Annotated in this window: 13 protein-coding genes; 7 read left to right on the plus strand and 6 right to left on the minus strand. The window is 43.0% G+C overall.

What is annotated here, in order from left to right:
- Window positions 1-158: 158 nt before the first annotated feature.
- Together clpA and clpS are read right to left on the minus strand one after the other, a co-directional pair.
- Window positions 159-2,432, minus strand: a complete 2,274-nt coding sequence (clpA, locus tag AB6D80_RS19715) for an ATP-dependent Clp protease ATP-binding subunit ClpA (RefSeq protein ID WP_012603605.1) — start codon at window positions 2,430-2,432, stop codon at window positions 159-161.
- A 39-nt stretch (window positions 2,433-2,471) separates the two neighbouring features.
- Window positions 2,472-2,792 (minus strand): ATP-dependent Clp protease adapter ClpS, encoded by a 321-nt coding sequence (gene clpS, locus AB6D80_RS19720; protein WP_009846337.1) that lies wholly within the window; start codon window positions 2,790-2,792, stop codon window positions 2,472-2,474.
- A 589-nt stretch (window positions 2,793-3,381) separates the two neighbouring features.
- Between clpS and cspD the strand changes: the two genes are divergently transcribed.
- Window positions 3,382-3,603: a cold shock domain-containing protein CspD gene (gene cspD / locus AB6D80_RS19725; protein ID WP_009846336.1), complete on the plus strand. Its 222-nt coding sequence runs from the start codon at window positions 3,382-3,384 to the stop codon at window positions 3,601-3,603.
- 377 nt (window positions 3,604-3,980) lie between these two features.
- Here cspD and AB6D80_RS19730 read toward each other — a convergent pair whose 3' ends face one another.
- Window positions 3,981-6,206, minus strand: coding sequence for an NADP-dependent isocitrate dehydrogenase (locus AB6D80_RS19730; protein ID WP_372189355.1), 2,226 nt, complete (start codon window positions 6,204-6,206; stop codon window positions 3,981-3,983).
- A gap of 339 nt (window positions 6,207-6,545) precedes the next feature.
- Between AB6D80_RS19730 and AB6D80_RS19735 the strand changes: the two genes are divergently transcribed.
- Window positions 6,546-7,274, plus strand: coding sequence for a pseudouridine synthase (locus tag AB6D80_RS19735; protein WP_372031937.1), 729 nt, complete (start codon window positions 6,546-6,548; stop codon window positions 7,272-7,274).
- A 97-nt stretch (window positions 7,275-7,371) separates the two neighbouring features.
- Here AB6D80_RS19735 and AB6D80_RS19740 read toward each other — a convergent pair whose 3' ends face one another.
- Together AB6D80_RS19740 and AB6D80_RS19745 are read right to left on the minus strand one after the other, a co-directional pair.
- Window positions 7,372-8,037, minus strand: a complete 666-nt coding sequence (locus AB6D80_RS19740; RefSeq protein ID WP_372031940.1) for a DUF2057 family protein — start codon at window positions 8,035-8,037, stop codon at window positions 7,372-7,374.
- A gap of 91 nt (window positions 8,038-8,128) precedes the next feature.
- Window positions 8,129-9,121 carry a porin gene (locus tag AB6D80_RS19745; protein ID WP_372031943.1) on the minus strand — a complete coding sequence of 331 codons (993 nt, stop codon included), beginning with the start codon at window positions 9,119-9,121 and terminating at the stop codon, window positions 8,129-8,131.
- A gap of 513 nt (window positions 9,122-9,634) precedes the next feature.
- On the opposite strand from AB6D80_RS19745, the gene dinG reads away from it, so the two are divergent.
- From dinG to AB6D80_RS19770, 5 genes are all read left to right on the plus strand, one after another.
- Window positions 9,635-11,710: an ATP-dependent DNA helicase DinG gene (gene dinG / locus AB6D80_RS19750; protein WP_122053536.1), complete on the plus strand. Its 2,076-nt coding sequence runs from the start codon at window positions 9,635-9,637 to the stop codon at window positions 11,708-11,710.
- Window positions 11,711-11,838: 128 nt separating this feature from the next.
- Complete coding sequence (locus tag AB6D80_RS19755; protein ID WP_009846330.1) at window positions 11,839-12,618, plus strand: TSUP family transporter; 780 nt, start codon at window positions 11,839-11,841, stop codon at window positions 12,616-12,618.
- Between the two features lie 23 nt (window positions 12,619-12,641).
- Window positions 12,642-13,190 carry a primosomal replication protein gene (locus tag AB6D80_RS19760; RefSeq protein WP_029225375.1) on the plus strand — a complete coding sequence of 183 codons (549 nt, stop codon included), beginning with the start codon at window positions 12,642-12,644 and terminating at the stop codon, window positions 13,188-13,190.
- Window positions 13,180-13,350 carry a pleiotropic regulatory protein RsmS gene (gene rsmS / locus AB6D80_RS19765; protein ID WP_009846328.1) on the plus strand — a complete coding sequence of 57 codons (171 nt, stop codon included), beginning with the start codon at window positions 13,180-13,182 and terminating at the stop codon, window positions 13,348-13,350. The genes AB6D80_RS19760 and rsmS overlap by 11 nt, the downstream gene beginning before the upstream one ends.
- Window positions 13,351-13,407: 57 nt before the next feature.
- Window positions 13,408-14,541, plus strand: a complete 1,134-nt coding sequence (locus AB6D80_RS19770; RefSeq protein WP_372189358.1) for a JmjC domain-containing protein — start codon at window positions 13,408-13,410, stop codon at window positions 14,539-14,541.
- A 144-nt stretch (window positions 14,542-14,685) separates the two neighbouring features.
- Here AB6D80_RS19770 and AB6D80_RS19775 read toward each other — a convergent pair whose 3' ends face one another.
- A complete protein-coding gene (locus AB6D80_RS19775) occupies window positions 14,686-16,803 on the minus strand; it encodes a methyl-accepting chemotaxis protein (RefSeq protein ID WP_017097702.1) in 2,118 nt (705 codons plus the stop codon).
- Between the last annotated feature and the right edge of the window lie 398 nt (window positions 16,804-17,201).

Raw genomic sequence — 17,201 nt, forward strand, 5'->3', positions numbered from 1 at the left:
TCTAGCATCTAGCATCTAGCATCTAGCATCTAGCATCTAGCATCTAGCATCTAGCATCTAGCAAGCATAAAAAAACGCACAACCGAAGTCATGCGTTTAATATCGTGATTAACTGTACTCAGTGCTCTTTATAAGCCGTTAGTGTTTAAGGAGTATGCCTAATGCATAACCTCTTCTTTCGCACCAACATAGATGAAATCCAGTTCGTCTTTTTTCAGAGATACTTTAACCGTACCGCCGTCAACCAAACTTCCGAACAGCAACTCATTAGCAAGAGGCTTTTTAAGCTTCTCTTGAATCACACGTCCCATCGGACGAGCGCCCATGGTCTTGTCATAGCCTCTTTCGGCTAACCAATGACGAGCATCCTCAGAAACCTCTAAAGATACACCACGAGCGTCCAGTTGGACCTGAAGCTCAACAATGAACTTATCAACAACTTGACTGATCACACTTGGATCAAGGCTGTTGAACCAGATGATATTATCAAGACGGTTACGGAACTCAGGAGTAAATACCTTCTTGATTTCACTCATTGCGTCTGGCGCATGATCTTGTTGGATCAAACCGATCGATTTCTTCTCGGTTTCTGCAACACCAGCGTTGGTCGTCATCACTAGGATCACATTGCGGAAATCTGCTTTGCGACCGTTGTTGTCGGTTAGCGTACCGTTGTCCATCACCTGTAATAACAAGTTAAAGATATCTGGGTGTGCCTTCTCGATCTCATCAAGTAGCACAACAGAGTGTGGGTTCTTGATAACAGCATCGGTTAGCAGACCACCTTGATCATAACCAACATAACCAGGAGGCGCACCGATCAAGCGGCTTACCGAGTGACGCTCACCGTACTCAGACATATCAAAGCGCAGAAGCTCAATACCCATCAATTTAGACAGTTGAACAGTCACCTCTGTTTTACCGACACCAGTAGGGCCAGCAAACAAGAATGAACCAACAGGTTTATTGTCTGCTCCCAACCCTGCACGAGTTAGCTTGATCGCTTCGCTCAATACATCGATCGCTGGGTCTTGTCCGAATACCAACATTTTCATGCGGTCATCCAGTTTCTGCAGCGTATCTTTGTCTGAAGACGATACTGACTTCTCAGGAATACGCGCCATTTTCGCAACCATTGACTCAATATCAGCCACGCTTACCGTTTTCTTACGACGACTTGCAGGCGCCAAACGACTACGAGCACCCGCTTCATCAATAACGTCAATCGCCTTATCTGGAAGGTGACGTTCATTAATATACTTAGCAGACAACTCCACAGCGGCACGTAACGCTTTGTTGGTGTAACGTACTTCGTGGTGAGCTTCGTATTTTGGCTTCAAGCCAATCAGAATTTTGGTTGTATCATCTAGCGATGGTTCAACAATATCGATTTTCTGGAAGCGACGAGATAAAGCACGCTCTTTCTCAAAAATACTGCTGTACTCTTGGTAAGTGGTTGAGCCAATACAGCGTAATTTACCGCTGCTTAATAGCGGTTTAATTAGGTTTGCCGCATCCACCTGACCACCCGATGCTGCACCCGCACCAATAATGGTATGGATCTCATCGATGAACAGGATAGCGTCTTCTTCTTTCTCGAGTTGCTTCAGAATCGCTTTAAAGCGCTTCTCAAAGTCACCACGATATTTCGTTCCCGCAAGCAATGAACCAATATCCAAAGAGTAAATCACGCTGCTCTGAATGATTTCAGGGACTTGGCCTTCAACGATGCGCCATGCAAGACCTTCAGCGATAGCAGTTTTACCCACACCCGCCTCTCCCACTAATAGAGGGTTGTTCTTACGACGACGACACAGAACTTGAACGGTACGTTCTAGCTCTTTGTCACGACCGATGAGTGGGTCAATGTTACCTTGCTTCGCTACTTCGTTAAGGTTGGTCGCAAAATTTTCTAGACGATCTTCTGAGTTAGCTTCTTCGGCATTCTCTGCACCACCAAATGAATCAGGAGATGAACCGCTATCGCCTTCATTGCTGCCTTTGGTAATACCGTGTGAAATAAAATTCACTATGTCTAAGCGGCTGATGTCGTTTTTCTTAAGAAGATATGCCGCGTGAGATTCTTGCTCACTAAAAATAGCCACAAGTACATTTGCACCTGTTACTTCGCTGCGACCTGAAGATTGAACGTGAAAAACAGCGCGCTGAAGTACTCGTTGAAAGCTCAGCGTGGGCTGGGTTTCACGAGTCTCGTCGCTTTCAGGGATGAGTGGGGTCGTTTGGTCGATAAAAATATCGAGCTCATTGCGAAGAGCATCGAGATCAGCCTGACAAGCTTGGAGCGCTTCCTTGGCCGCATCATTTTCTAATAATGCTAGTAGGAGGTGTTCGACAGTCATGAATTCATGTCGCTTGTCTCGCGCACGAGAAAATGCGCCATTTAAACTCGTCTCTAATTCTTTATTTAGCATAAGTACCTCCTAAGGGAACAACAGTGTTGTTCGAGCAATTTACACTTGCTCCATTGTACATAGTAGCGGATGCTCATTTTCCTTTGAGTACATCGTTACCTGCGCTACCTTTGTTTCCGCTATTTCAGCACTGTATGTGCCGCAAATAGCTTTACCTTCATAATGAACCTTGAGCATCACTTCCGTTGCTTTTTCGATATCTAGTGAGAAAAATCGCTCTAGGATCTCGATTACAAAGTCCATGGGCGTGTAGTCATCGTTATGTAATACAACGTTATACATTGCCGGTGGCTTTACTTTCGTTCTCTCTTTCTCCAGTAAATCTGAGCCTGGAGATGCCCATTCAAAGTTTCTGCTCATATTAGCTTTGCTAAGGGTTATTTTTCGGAAGTCGTGAATGTTTAGTTAACTCAAATTTACCACATTCACGCATTACGGTGTACTAAGAAACTGCACCAAGAAACAGTACCAAAAAATATTCCTCTACACTGAGCCTAATCCACCATTTCCATCGCTGCAAATAAAAGATCTCGATTAACAGGATTAACATATGTGATTGATTAAAAAGACACCACAACTATTGATGGTGACGATAAGATCGTCGTTAAGTTACTATTTAGTTAATAGTATTCAGCCAATCTCGAATGTGATTTGTTATTAAAATTGATCATTTTTATACCAATTTGCTATTGACTGTACTCAATCATTAGCTACATTGGAGCTAAAAGGTTTTTCTGATACAACTTTGTAACACGATTCTAAACCTAGTAATAAGCGTTAAAAATTTATAATAAGGAATAATTACGCAGGGTAGCGTTAATTTCCGTAAGCAATGTACGAGATTCAAGCTATCAGCTGAAATTGTTTAGTTGATAGGAATAATATCAATCGAACTTACATTGATTTGATATAACAACGTTAGTAACAAAATGCATGAGGGATGTATAGCATGGCTACAGGTACAGTAAAATGGTTTAACAATGCCAAAGGGTTTGGTTTTATTTGTCCAGAAGGTGAAGACGGCGATATTTTCGCGCACTACTCCACAATACAAATGGAAGGTTATCGAACCTTAAAGGCAGGTCAACAGGTCGATTATGAAGTAGAAAGTGGACCTAAAGGCTCCCATGCTAGCTCCGTTGTTCCTGTAGAAGGCAGCGCCGTAAAATAGGCGATTGCCAAACATGTAGACCTCTATCAGTCTTAATAAACGACTGTCAGGTAAGTAGAACATTGAAACCGCTCATTTGATACCTGTAATACAGGCTTAAATGGGCGGTTTTTCGATCTGAGAGCTAAAAGCTATTCACAGTACAATTTGTCCGAGAGATCCCTTTAGCTAGGCCTATGTCTATGTCTATGTCTATGTCTATGTCTATGTCTATGTCTATGTCTATGTCTATGTCTATGAAGCATTATGAATAAAAAAGACGCTTTAACGTTATCGTTAAAGCGTCTTTCGTTTTGACTTTATCTGTGACTCAACTTCCAGACTAAGCAACTCGTTAGTAAATCATGTTCATGACTTACTAACGATGAGTCCAATCACTATGCGTCAATAAATGCGTTTAGCGTTGAGCTTGGGCGCATTAGTGATGAAACCAATGCATCGTCAAGTAGGTAATAACCACCTAAGTCGCCAGCTGGACCTTGAGCGTTGTTTAGCTCAGCAACAATCGCTTCTTCGCTTTCAGCCAATTGAGTTGCAACACCTGCAAACTCAGCAGCTAGGTCGGCATCAACCGTTTGCTCAGCAAGTGCTTTAGCCCAGTATGTTGCTAGGTAGTAGTGGCTACCACGGTTATCAAGCTCACCGACTCGACGTGAAGGAGATTTGTTTTTGTCTAGGAATTCGCCGGTCGCTTTATCAAGCGCGTCAGCGAGAACTTGTGCCTTAGCATTCCCCGTTACTACGCTTAGGTGCTCTAGAGATGCCGCTAGTGCCAAGAACTCACCAAGAGAGTCCCAACGCAGGTGGTTTTCTTTCTCTACTTGTTGAACGTGCTTAGGCGCAGAACCGCCAGCACCTGTTTCAAACAGGCCGCCACCGTTCATAAGTGGAACAATCGATAGCATTTTAGCTGACGTACCAAGCTCTAGAATCGGGAACAAATCCGTTAGGTAATCACGTAATACGTTACCTGTAACCGAAATAGTATCTAGGCCTTCTTTGATACGAACCAGTGAGTACTGAGTTGCTTCTAAAGGAGCAAGGATCTTAATTTCAAGACCATCGGTATCATATTCAGGAAGGTAAGCGTCAACTTTCTTAATAAGCTGAGCATCATGCGCACGAGACGCGTCTAGCCAGAATACTGCAGGAACACCCGAAGCACGAGCTCGAGTTACCGCTAGCTTAACCCAGTCTTGAATTGGTGCATCTTTAACCTGACACATACGGAAGATATCGCCTTCCTCTACGTCTTGCTCTAGAAGCACAGCGCCTGAAGCGTCAACAACTTGAACCTGACCAGCAGCTTCAAGGATAAAAGTCTTATCGTGAGAACCGTACTCTTCCGCTTTTTGAGCCATCAAGCCAACGTTTGGTACACTACCCATTGTTGTTGGATCGAAAGCGCCGTTCTCTTTGCAGAAATCAATAACTGCTTGGTAGATGCTTGCGTAGCTGCGATCAGGGATCATAGCTTTCGTGTCTTTCTGCTTACCTTCTGGATCCCACATTTGACCTGAAGAACGCAGCATTGCAGGCATAGATGCATCAACAATGATGTCGCTTGGAACGTGTAGGTTAGTAATGCCGCGATCCGAATCAACCATCGCTAGTGGCGGTTGAGTCTCGTATACCGCTTGTAGGTCAGCTTCAATCGCTTCTTTCTGCTCTTGAGGAAGCGCAGCAATTTTTGCGTATACATCGCCGATGCCGTTGTTTACATCAACACCAAGCTCTTCGAATAGCTCACCGTGTTTAGCGAATACGTCTTTGTAGTAAACCTTAACCGCATGACCAAAGATCACTGGGTCAGATACTTTCATCATCGTCGCTTTCATGTGAAGAGAAAGCAGTACACCTTGCTCTTTAGCTGATGCAATCTCTTTCTCGAAGAACGCAACCAAAGCAGCTTTGTTCATCACTGACGCATCAATGATCTCTTTATCTTGCAATGCAAAAGCGGGCTTCAGAGTTTTCTTCGCACCATCTTTACCAACGAATTCAATGCTAACTTCTGTAGCACCTTCAATTGTTACTGACTTTTCGCTGCCGAAGAAGTCTTTGTCGTCCATACTTGAAACGTGCGACTTAGAATCCGCAGACCAAGCACCCATTGAGTGTGGGTTCTTCTTCGCGTAGTTTTTAACAGAAAGTGGAGCGCGGCGATCCGAGTTACCTTCACGTAACACAGGGTTTACAGCACTGCCTTTGATTTTATCGTAAGTCGCTTTAACGGCTTTCTCTTCGTCAGTGTTTGCTTCTTCTGGGTAATTAGGAAGTGCGTAACCTTTTGACTGAAGCTCTTTGATTGTTGCTTGAAGTTGAGGAACAGATGCAGAGATGTTTGGAAGCTTGATGATGTTCGCTTCTGGTGTCTTAGCCAATTCACCAAGTTCTGCTAATGCATCACCAATACGTTGCTCTTCGTTCAGGTAGTCAGGGAAGTTGGCAATAATGCGCCCTGCAAGTGAAATGTCGCGAGTATCAACGTTAATACCAGAAGAAGCCGTAAAAGATTGAATGATAGGCAGCAGAGAGTAAGTTGCTAGCGCCGGAGCTTCGTCAGTAATGGTATAGATGATCGTTGGTTTTTCAGTAGGCATGAAATTTCCCTATAGTTCTTACAAGCTCACTTAAAGCAGTGAGAGTGTTATAAATTGACCAGTAAGCCACTCTGAGAGTGAAAACTGCTTACTCGATAGTCGTACTCTATCTTATTTTTCATGCAATCTTGATGACAGCATGAGCCAAATCCGTGAGTGCATTGTTTTAATAAAAGAGCCAGTTATAATAAAACACGAAGGTATAATTAAACAAATCAGGCTTAAGAGTCCATCAACTTGTTCTATTTTGTGTCTTTTAGGCGCGCAAATGATAGCTCAATTCCGTTTCTATGAAAACTTTTCAGCACACTTCGTTTACATTTTTGCAAGGTAGTTAACATGTCTACTCGCTCACGCAGCGCATCTCGTTCAGACAAACCGGCTCGTTCTGGTACCACATTAAAACAAAGCGGTAATAGACAGAATCAACACAGTGGCAAAAATGACACTGGCAGTTCACACAAAAAACCGCACTCCAGCAAACACCGATATAAAGGCAAAACTACCAACGCAAAGCCTAAGGTAGCACCCGAAGATCGCAAAGTGATTCTATTCAACAAACCTTTTGATACTCTCAGCCAGTTCACTGATGGCGAAGGTAGAAAAACGCTAGCGGATTTTATTCCCGTAAAAGATGTTTATGCTGCAGGTCGACTTGATCGTGATAGCGAAGGGTTAATGGTCTTGACCAATGATGGCATCTTTCAAGCTAAGTTGACTCAGCCGAACTCAAAATCGACCAAGACTTACTGGGTACAGGTTGAAGGTGCGCCTTCTGAGAAAGATTTAGATAAATTGAGAAAAGGTGTTGAGCTAAAAGATGGTATGACATTACCTGCAGAAGTAGAAGTGATGCAAGAACCTCAGGTTTGGGAAAGAACTCCTCCTGTGCGCTTCAGAGCGGCGATACCAACAACATGGTTAGCGATTACCATCATCGAAGGACGTAACCGTCAGGTAAGACGAATGACGGCAAACATAGGCTTCCCTACCCTGCGTCTAATCCGCTACTCAATGGGCAATATGAACGTGGGTCAGCTTCAGCCAGGTGAATGGAAAGAGATTTAGCTCTTACTGATACAGAAAAAGTATCGATACAGAAAAAGTACCAATATAGCAAAAGCGAGACTCTTATTAGTCTCGCTTTTTTGTAGATGAAGATTGATTACTCTTGGTCAATCATCCATTTACGGAATTCTTTGCGTTCTTGCTTAGAAGCTTTGATATACCAAGCCTGCAATTGCTCAACATTCTGAGTCTCAGCCAGTTTCACTGGTTTCTGAGCTTTGCCGCTTGTCTGTGCTGTCGTATTGTCTACCACAGAAGCCAATACCACAGCTTCCGCTGGTTTATCAAGTAACACGCCATCTTTAAAATAGACTGCCTTACTTGCATTATGCTCAGCTAGTCGAGACTCTAGACCGCCAAACGGTGCAAAACCGGGCTTACGTTCAATGACATCCTGTTGATATTTAATGGCGACATCATCCTGCAAAACTACCCATGATGGATTCACAGCTTCAAAGATCTTCTCAGCTTCCATATAGCTACGTACTTTTGGAGACTTAATTTCAACCTCTTCACCAGTAACATCAAAATTCAATACATAAGGTGCCGAAGAATAAACACCGCTGTTACCAAACTTTTTATCAAAGCTAACTAAAACCTGGTTAAAACCCTCATTAATTTGGTTTTCACTGATTTTATTTTGAGCAGCTTGACCATTAATGTACAGAATTGATACGCCTTTCTGAGGCGTTAGGGTTGCCGCACTTACACTGCCAATAACGCTTGTAAGTAAGCCCAAAGCTAACAATACTTTCTTCATCATGTCTCTCTTTAAAATCTAATAAACTACTCTTTATCCTAACAAAAAAGCCACCCTAAGGTGGCTTTTTTTCTAAAACTCGATTACGAGGTCATTAGAATGATGCTTCAACACCAATTGCTAGACCAGTATCTGTTTTGTAGTACTTTTCACCTTTGTCATTAAGACGTTTTGAATCGTAATCGATACCACCAACTTCCGCGTACACTTTAGTGTTTGGTGCGATTGCGTAAGTAGAGTTTACGAACCAACGATCTTCTTCTTTAACTTTATCGTCGTGGTCACCGATTGAGTAACCAGTGTTGAAGCCCCAAAGGCCCATAGTGTAACCAGCAGCAAATGCGATTGTTGAGTTGTCGTCATTCGCTTTGTCAGAACTTACACCGTAGTATGCTGTAGATAGGTAAACGTTTTCGATACCAGAGAATACTAGCTCAGCACCGTAACCTTGGTGGTCATATTTTGTGCTGTCATCTTGCTTAAGGTTAGCAACGAAAGCAGAAACGTCGAAATCAGTAAAACGGTAACCCATACGCGCATCAAAGTACTCAACGTCTGAACCTTTAGTTTCAGCATTCTTTGAACCGTCAATTTTATCTTGAACAAAACCAAGTGTAGCGTATAGAGCGCCATTATCGAAGTCGTAACGAACAGCTTCGTCAGCACATTCTTTAGTTTCGTTGTCTAGAAGTTTAGAGATGCCGTAAGCTTCATCTTTACCGATACCTAGATCATCAACAGCAGTACATAGGCGACCAAACTTAATTGAACCTAGAGTGTTGTGGTAAGCTGCAACGTATGTATCACCGTTACGAGTTTTTTCAGCATTTGCGTTATCAGAACCGTTAAATTCCCAGTAAGCGCCAACTTTCCACTCGTCGTTTACCATGTACTTAATATCAAAACCGAAGTCAGCATCTTCGATTTTTTGTTCCATTGAAGAACCTTTTTTGTACTCGTTGCTGTATACAACTTCGATGTCACCTTTAAGGTTAACAGAAACGCCGTCTTGGTTGTAAATTTCGATTGCTGCGTTTGCAGAACCAGCTGCTGTCATAACTGCTAGAGCTAATAGAGTCTTTTTCATAATAAATCCACTGCCTTTTCTAAAAATGGGAGATCCTTGCCCGGTTCCCTTTTATTTTTTATGACTGGTCATTACTACTCTTTGGTAGTTAATCACCGCCACTAAATTTCGTGGTCTAGATTGCAAAAGATTATCCTGCGTGTCAAATAAACTAAAAACAAACCTAAAAAAAACAAAAATACATAAAAATCAGAGGTTTACATTTTTTTCTATCATTTTACGAGCAACTTACCCTTAATTTTCAAGGGAAATATAATAGCCCAAACAAAGAACAAAACAGTGCAATGCTCCGCAATAACGAATTTAAAGTGCAATTTACAGAACTTAATAACTGGATTGTGCGGTTTTTTGATATATATATTTCGTAACATAAATAAAATCGTTAAGTTCCTGAAGGTTCAGTTTTTTTTTGTGAACGAGATCTACCTTTGATTCAAAAGCAAGCTATTTTGCGGTAAATGTACCGACTAGTGATATGTGCTACTATCCTCGCTCCGTTACGTAGGTCACAGTATGCTAACTACTAAAATTCAAAATTCTATACGCACCAGTTATCAAAACCTCCAAGATCAGTTGGATAACTTTGTACCTCGACGTGCTCAAAATTACCTTGTTGCAGAAATAGCAAAGACACTTTGTGGTCAATACCACAAAAGTAATCGTATGATTGTTGCTGAAGCAGGTACCGGGATCGGGAAGTCACTGGCTTATTTAATGGCAACTATTCCTGTCGCCGTGCTCAACAATCGTAAAATCGTCATTTCAACAGCGACCGTTGCGCTACAAGAACAGCTCGTCAATAAAGATCTCCCTCTATATAGACGACTTACTGATAGAGAGTTTTCTTTCATCTTAGCGAAAGGAAGACAGCGTTATTGTTGTACAGAGAAGTTGGCCGCTGCGTGTGGGGTTGATGGTGGTCAAATGGCCATGTTCGAGTCCAAACCAAAAAAGAAAGACATCGAGCAACTGCAAACCATGTACCGCAGCCTCACCCAAGGTAAATGGGATGGCGACCGTGATTCGTGGCCAAAACCTATCGACAACATGATTTGGCAGATGATTGTCAGTGATAAGCACAGCTGTAACAACAGTATGCCTACGCACAGAGACTGCCCTTTCCAAAAAGCACGTTCAGAGCTAGATAAAGCAGACGTGATTATCGCCAATCACAGTTTAGTGATGGCTGATGCGGACCTAGGCGGCGGTGTGATACTGCCAGAACCAGAAAATAGCATCTATATATTTGATGAAGCTCACCACTTGCCACACGTAGCGAGAGATCACTCCTCTGCTGCCGCAAGCTTAAAAGGTGCTGCCTCTTGGTTAGAGCGTTTGAATCAATCGATCACTAAGCTTTCGGGGCTAGCAGACGAAAAGCGTGTCCATCGATTTAGAAATGAGTTGCAAGACTCAGTACAACAACTGATCCCGACTCTGACTCAAATGAGCAAACAGTTTGACGCTAACCACTTTGAAGATGGCTTGTATCGCTTCGAGCATGGCGACTTACCTGAATGGTTAGAAAGTGAATCGAAAGATCTCAAGCAATTAACGCAAAAGGCGAGCCAAGCCGTAGCAAAAATTGCCGACTTGATTGCAGAACGAGTTAAAGACGGAGAGCTTTCAGCAAAGCTTGCAGAGCCTGCGCTTGCAGAAATTGGCTTTTATATACAAAGAACAGAAAACCTTGCTCAAGTTTGGCGATTAATGGCTGAACCTAAGAGAGAAAAAGGGGCGCCTTTGGCTCGTTGGCTTGAATTAAGCAAAGAAAGCGAGGGGGACTTTGTAGTTAATGTCTCACCATTAGAAGTCGGTTGGCAACTGGACCAACAGATTTGGAGTCGTTGCGTTGGTGCAGTGTTAGTATCTGCGACCATGAGAGCACTCAACTCTTTCAGCTTTTTTTGTCATCAATCAGGTATCAGCCAAAAAGCAGAAGATGGCGTACAATTTCTTGCTTTGGCATCGCCGTTTGATTATCAGAACCAAGCTGAATTAGTGGTACCTGCAATGAAGTACGAACCACAAGCACCTCAGTTTACCGAATATCTTATTGAAATTTTGCCTAAGGTAATAGAAGACAACAAAGCCAATCTCATTCTATTCTCTTCTTATTGGCAAATGAACCAAGTGGCCGAGGCTTTGGCAACAGATTTCGTTAAAAAGTCGTGGGCGTTACAGGTTCAAGGGGATACCTCACGAACTGAAATCCTAAAAAAACATAAAAAGCTCATAGACCAAGGTAAAACCAGCGTTCTTTTTGGAACGGGTAGCTTTTCTGAAGGTCTTGATCTGCCTGGCGAGCTGCTTGAAAACCTTGTTATTACCAAGATCCCTTTTGGTGTTCCTACCTCTCCTGTAGAGCGGGCACATTCAGAATATATTGAATCTCGTGGCGGTAATCCTTTTATGCAGATTACTGTTCCAGAAGCGAGTAAAAAGCTTATTCAATCTGTGGGTAGATTGCTGCGTAAAGAACGAGATTCTGGTAAAGTCACGATCCTTGATAGACGCATAGTCACGAAGCGATACGGAAAGTCCCTACTCGATTCGCTACCGCCTTTTAAAAGAACAATAAAATACTAATTTTCCTACCCTCGTGGTAGTTATGGGCCTGCCATCGCTAGGCCCTTGCATTCACAACCCAGCATGACTAATCCCTCGATTCTTCATGTGGCTGCCCGAACGGCCGATAACGAGAACACTAGCTATTTATGGAAATGATTGAGCCAACCATGTTGGTCATACTTGCCTTGGTTGCATTTGCTGCAGGCTTTATTGATGCTGTCGCCGGTGGCGGAGGGATGTTAACTGTACCAGCTTTGCTATCGCTTGGTTTACCGCCACACATTGCACTCGGCACTAATAAGCTGGCCGCAACATTCGCCTCATCAACAGCCGCTTTTACTTACTATCGCAAGAAGCTGTTCAAACCTGAATGTTGGGTCAATGCTTTCATATCTACTTTAATAGGTGCAACAATCGGCACCCTGACTGTTGATGCCATAAGCACAGAGTGGTTAGAGAAGGTATTACCGCTAGTCATTCTTGCAGCAGCGGTCTATACCATTTTTCACAAAACTCCAGATGTGAGCCATAATGTGTCTCCTAAACCGTGCCCAGTACTTAAGAGAAAGCAAAAGTACCAAGGATTCATTCTCGGCTTTTATGATGGTGTTGCTGGTCCAGGAACCGGTGCTTTTTGGACTGTGAGCTCGATGGCGCTTTATCGTCTCAATATCTTACTTGCTTCTGGTCTATCTAAAGCCATGAACTTTACCAGTAACTTTACGTCTTTGGTGACCTTCGCGATTCTCGGTCATATTGATTGGGTTCTTGGTTTAACCATGGGGCTTTGTTTGATGGCTGGTGCATTTGTTGGGGCACATTCTGCTATTCGTTTCGGTGCTACATTTATACGACCTGTTTTTGTTACTGTTGTAAGCGTACTTGCGATTAAGCTGGCTTACGAAGCTTGGTTTGTAACCTTATAGCCCAGTCGCCCAAGGTAAGTAAAATGAATCATTTCTCTAAATTAAAAAGCGTCATTGATACCTTAATTGGCCATTGCTCGCAGGTTGATAAATCTCGAGGGGCTTATCATCAAGCCTTGTTTGATAGAACCTTGTTTAAGTGCAGCTCTTCTATTTTACTGCCCTACGCACTCGAAGCTCAGACAACGTACCGCACCATATTGCAAGAGCAGGCCAATAATCAGCTCACTGCATCTCGCGCGACTTACCTGACAGAAAAACTCACTAATCAGATAGCTGCAATCCAAAGAGAACTAGCCAATCATGATTTAAGGTTAGATCGGAAAAGTAAGTCAGGGAAAAACCTTAACGACCTATATAACGAACTCGCTCAGCATCAAGATTGGCAAAAACGATTGGTCGATTTAGTACGAATACGCAAGTTAGCGTTTGAATCTGCGCCTCGCCACAGTAAGAAAAAAGCGGATGAGGCTTGGCAATTAGCAAAAGAACGATTAGAACGCTGCGAAGAGTCAATGAAAAATATTGAGAGACTGATTAACTTAGAGAACCCCAAGCGAAATGAACACTGATAACCCATCATCACCACTGGATAATGCCCCAGAAGAAGTTAAGTTAGCTGTCGACCTGATCTATCTGCTCGAAAGCAACGAAATCGACCCAAAGGTTGCGTTAGAAGCAATTAAGATTGTCCAACAAGATTTACAAGCCAAACTAGCATCTAGCATCTAGCATTTAGCATTTAGCATTTAGCATTTAGCATTTAACATAAAAACATACAGGATTCACATGTACCAACTTAGCTTTTCTATGCCCGAGTTTCTTGAAAACTACTGGCATAAAAAACCAACCATCTTGAAAGGTGGCTTCCAAAATTTCATCGACCCAATTTCGCCGGAAGAACTTGCTGGTTTATCGATGGAAGAAGAAGTGGATTCTCGCTTTGTCTCTAACCTCAACAACCAATGGACTGCAGAACATGGTCCATTCTCAGAAGAGAAATTTGGCGAACTCACTGAAACACATTGGCAATTGATCGTTCAAGCAGCTAACCACTGGCACCAAGGAGCCAATCAGCTGACTGAAGCGTTCCAAGCGTTACCAAACTGGTTATTCGACGATCTAATGATCTGCTATTCAGCACCAGAAGGTGGCGTAGGCCCCCATATTGATCAATATGACGTATTCATCATTCAAGGCCAAGGTAAACGTCAGTGGAAGGTTGGCGCGAAAGATGTTGGCCAATACAAAGAGACAGTCCAAGCTTCTGCACTTCGTCAAATCGAAGGTTTTGAACCGATCATTGATGAAACTTTAGAGCCGGGCGATATCCTTTATATCCCACCGGGTTTCCCGCATGAAGGCAACACGTTAGAGCCGTCAATGAGCTACTCTATTGGCTATCGCTCCCCTAAAGAACAAGAGCTAATCAGCAACTTCGCCGATTTTGTACTTGCTCATGATATGGGTGACGTTCATCTTCACGATCCAGAATTCAAAACGCAAGATGGTTACGGCAAGATTCGTTCATCGGATTTAAGCAATCTAACTGACATGTTGAAATCTGCACTAGAGCAACCTGAAACCATCAGCGAATTCATGGGATGTTTGCTAAGCCAATCACGCCACCAGCTTGATATCGTCGCTCCTGAGCCATTCTGGACAGAAGAAGAGATCGCTCAGCACTTAGAGTCAGAAGGCGAGATTTGTCGAGTATCGGGCTTAAAAGCGCTCTACCATGAGAATGAAAGCAACACAGCTTACATCAATGGGGAAGTCGTTAAAGTTGAACAGGCTGATTCTTCGCTACTAAACGTACTGTGTGATGATTCGGTAATTAACTCAACAACTAATCTTTCTCCTTCAGGTGTAACCGTCGTGACGGAACTGGTGAATAAAGGTTACTGGTTTATCGAAGACTAACTTCGTTCATCGGTTTCGCGGATATCGCCAAGCCCTAAAGCGTTAGAGCCCAAGAAAAATAAAAGGGACAAATGAAATCTTCATTTGTCCCTTTTTCTATTCAATTGTTAACTAAGCTTAAAAGCTATACAGTGAACAACTAGACTAAACCTTGAACTGATTAACCAATTTCTGCTGCTGTTGGGACAGTTGATCAATTTCGCTACCCACTTGTTCAGAAGCTGCGGCTTGATCCAAGATCTTCGCACTCAAATCACGGATATTAACGACACTTTGGTTCACTTCACCGGAAACCGATTGTTGCTCTTCTGCCGCTCTCACGATCTGGTTGTTCATATCACTGATCGCTTCTATAGAAGTAAAGATCGAACCCAGATCTTCGACCGCTTTTTGAACATGTAATGCCGTGTCGTTAGCGAGAATATTACCTTCTTGTATCGCTTCAACGACATCTTGAGTGCCCGCGTGGACTTTGTCGATCACCGCTCTGATTTCACCAACCGATGACTGTGTGCGGCTTGCGAGATTTCTTACCTCATCAGCAACGACGGCAAAACCTCGACCTTGCTCACCTGCACGAGCCGCTTCAATCGCGGCATTCAATGCCAGTAAGTTGGTTTGCTCAGAGATCCCTTCAATCACACTTAAGATCTCAGTGATGTTACCGTTATTTTTAGCCAACTCTTCAACAATAGGCACGGCGCTCGACATACGATCCACCAGCTTTCTCATTTCACCGGCAGAAAGTTCGATAACCTGTTGGCCTTGCTGAGCAGAACGATTCGCTTCACAAGCGGCATCAACGGCTATTTCAGCATTTTGTACCACTAAGCCCGAAGTCTGAGTCATCTCTTCTGCCGCGGTCGCCACAAGATCCACTTCTTTAAACTGAGACTCACTACTTTCACGAGTACTTGATGCCGAGGCCTTCGCTTGGCTTGTCGTGCTCGCCACTTGCTCAGTGGTCTGAATCACCTCTTTAATCGTGTGTTGAAGCTTGTCTAAGAACAGGTTAAACCCTTGTGACAACTGACCAATTTCGTCTTGAGATTTCACTTCCAAGCGTTGCGTTAAATCACCTTCACCAGAAGCAATATCGTTCAGTCTCTCAACCACCTGTCGAATAGGCTTAACAATGGACAGTGAAGCAAAAGCAATGATAGCTAGACCGAAAAGAATAAAGCTAATACCCGCAATCACTTCAGTCTTAATACCTTCACTTAGCTTAGTACTAATAATGGCATCCAATTGATTCGCGTCAGCAACCACACTCTCTCTTGGAATCTCAAACAGCACACCCCAAGTTTGGTTGGCGGCAACAACAGGTGCAAATGCGAGTAACCACTCACCATTCTCACTCCATTGAGTCGTGACTTCGCCACCAAAGATAAAGTCCGTCATTAGATCACTACTTGTATTGTTGCTTTGAAAACTCGAACCAACCGCAATACTTTGATCATCAGAAGCGATAACGGAACCGTCTAAGCTAACGACGTAAACCGCGCCTGCACCTTCAAACAAGCTTTGATCCGATTGAGTGACAACATTGGTTAAACCATCGAGCCTTAAGTCGATGCCCAAAAAACCAATCGCCACATCATCAACGATGATAGGCACCGAAATCGAAGACGTAAGCAGTTCTTGACCACCGCTACTCACAACTCTTGGCGTACTAATACACGTTTGTCCAGATGACAAAGGACAGAAAAAGCGTTCGCTATTGCTGTTATCACTCAATGTTGATTCTGATAACACGTTTGGAAGAACATTCTCACCATTATCTGCGACCTTCCAATAAGGAGCAAAACGCCCTCTTTCATTCGAGCCGACATAATCCGCATCGACATAATTCGCATCTTCAGCATCAAGTAAATCGGGCTTGAAGACTAGGTAAGCCCCTTGAATAGAATCAAAGTTCAAAACGGAACGACGAACCATTTCATCTAACGCAGTACGAAGCTCTTCACTTGGGGTAAAGTTTTCGTCTGCGTTGTTCTTTAGAAACTGAGCACTAGAAGCCAACATTTCTGCTCGATAAATAGCTTCATCGACATAACGTTGAGTTTCCTGAGCATTAAGCTGAGAAACGGATGCCAACAACTGTTGAGTTTTGTTAATCACTGATTCTGAGCTTTGAGATTTTATGACCTGTTGATTGCTCGTCGCGTTGTAGATCGAGAAACCAATGAGAGACAGTGACGTAATGATTAAACAACAACCTGCTAAGAGGGTTATTTTCCACTGTACTGATAGAGAGCGCATTTAATATCCTTATTTAAGCCAAAAGACTTCCATAACCGTAACCATCACATTAGTAACAAACTGCTATGCACAATGTGAATGAGTTAGACGAATAGCTTAGCGGATAATTACAGCACAAATTACGTGCATATAAAACGAAAGTTTATAGAAATGTTAATAAATCGTGTATTTTGTCTGTTATTGCTTTGATTTCAAGAGCTTTCAGCTTGTCAGACTTAGGCTTCTTTGTGCCTAAGCTTCCGGTCATGAATAACGCAAATTGCTTCAGAGCAGTTGCAACATTTCAAGGAAGCCTATGACTCCTTTTTATTTTATAACCTCAATAAATTCGGATTAGTTTTTAGGCTCTTCTCCGCTTAGATGAGCTTGATTTCTGGGTAAAAGGTAGAGTGAGTTTC

The organism is Vibrio sp. 10N.247.310.17 (assembly GCF_041466605.1).
Taxonomy (GTDB): Bacteria; Pseudomonadota; Gammaproteobacteria; order Enterobacterales; family Vibrionaceae; genus Vibrio; species Vibrio tasmaniensis_A.

Bases quoted from the DNA above. Each gene is read 5' to 3' on its own strand.
- clpA (WP_012603605.1), bottom strand. From the start codon at position 2,432: ATGCTAAATAAAGAATTAGAGACGAGTTTAAATGGCGCATTTTCTCGT.
- clpS (WP_009846337.1), bottom strand. From the start codon at position 2,792: ATGAGCAGAAACTTTGAATGGGCATCTCCAGGCTCAGATTTACTGGAG.
- cspD (WP_009846336.1), top strand. From the start codon at position 3,382: ATGGCTACAGGTACAGTAAAATGGTTTAACAATGCCAAAGGGTTTGGT.
- AB6D80_RS19730 (WP_372189355.1), bottom strand. From the start codon at position 6,206: ATGCCTACTGAAAAACCAACGATCATCTATACCATTACTGACGAAGCT.
- AB6D80_RS19735 (WP_372031937.1), top strand. From the start codon at position 6,546: ATGTCTACTCGCTCACGCAGCGCATCTCGTTCAGACAAACCGGCTCGT.
- AB6D80_RS19740 (WP_372031940.1), bottom strand. From the start codon at position 8,037: ATGATGAAGAAAGTATTGTTAGCTTTGGGCTTACTTACAAGCGTTATT.
- AB6D80_RS19745 (WP_372031943.1), bottom strand. From the start codon at position 9,121: ATGAAAAAGACTCTATTAGCTCTAGCAGTTATGACAGCAGCTGGTTCT.
- dinG (WP_122053536.1), top strand. From the start codon at position 9,635: ATGCTAACTACTAAAATTCAAAATTCTATACGCACCAGTTATCAAAAC.
- AB6D80_RS19755 (WP_009846330.1), top strand. From the start codon at position 11,839: ATGGAAATGATTGAGCCAACCATGTTGGTCATACTTGCCTTGGTTGCA.
- AB6D80_RS19760 (WP_029225375.1), top strand. From the start codon at position 12,642: ATGAATCATTTCTCTAAATTAAAAAGCGTCATTGATACCTTAATTGGC.
- rsmS (WP_009846328.1), top strand. From the start codon at position 13,180: ATGAACACTGATAACCCATCATCACCACTGGATAATGCCCCAGAAGAA.
- AB6D80_RS19770 (WP_372189358.1), top strand. From the start codon at position 13,408: ATGTACCAACTTAGCTTTTCTATGCCCGAGTTTCTTGAAAACTACTGG.
- AB6D80_RS19775 (WP_017097702.1), bottom strand. From the start codon at position 16,803: ATGCGCTCTCTATCAGTACAGTGGAAAATAACCCTCTTAGCAGGTTGT.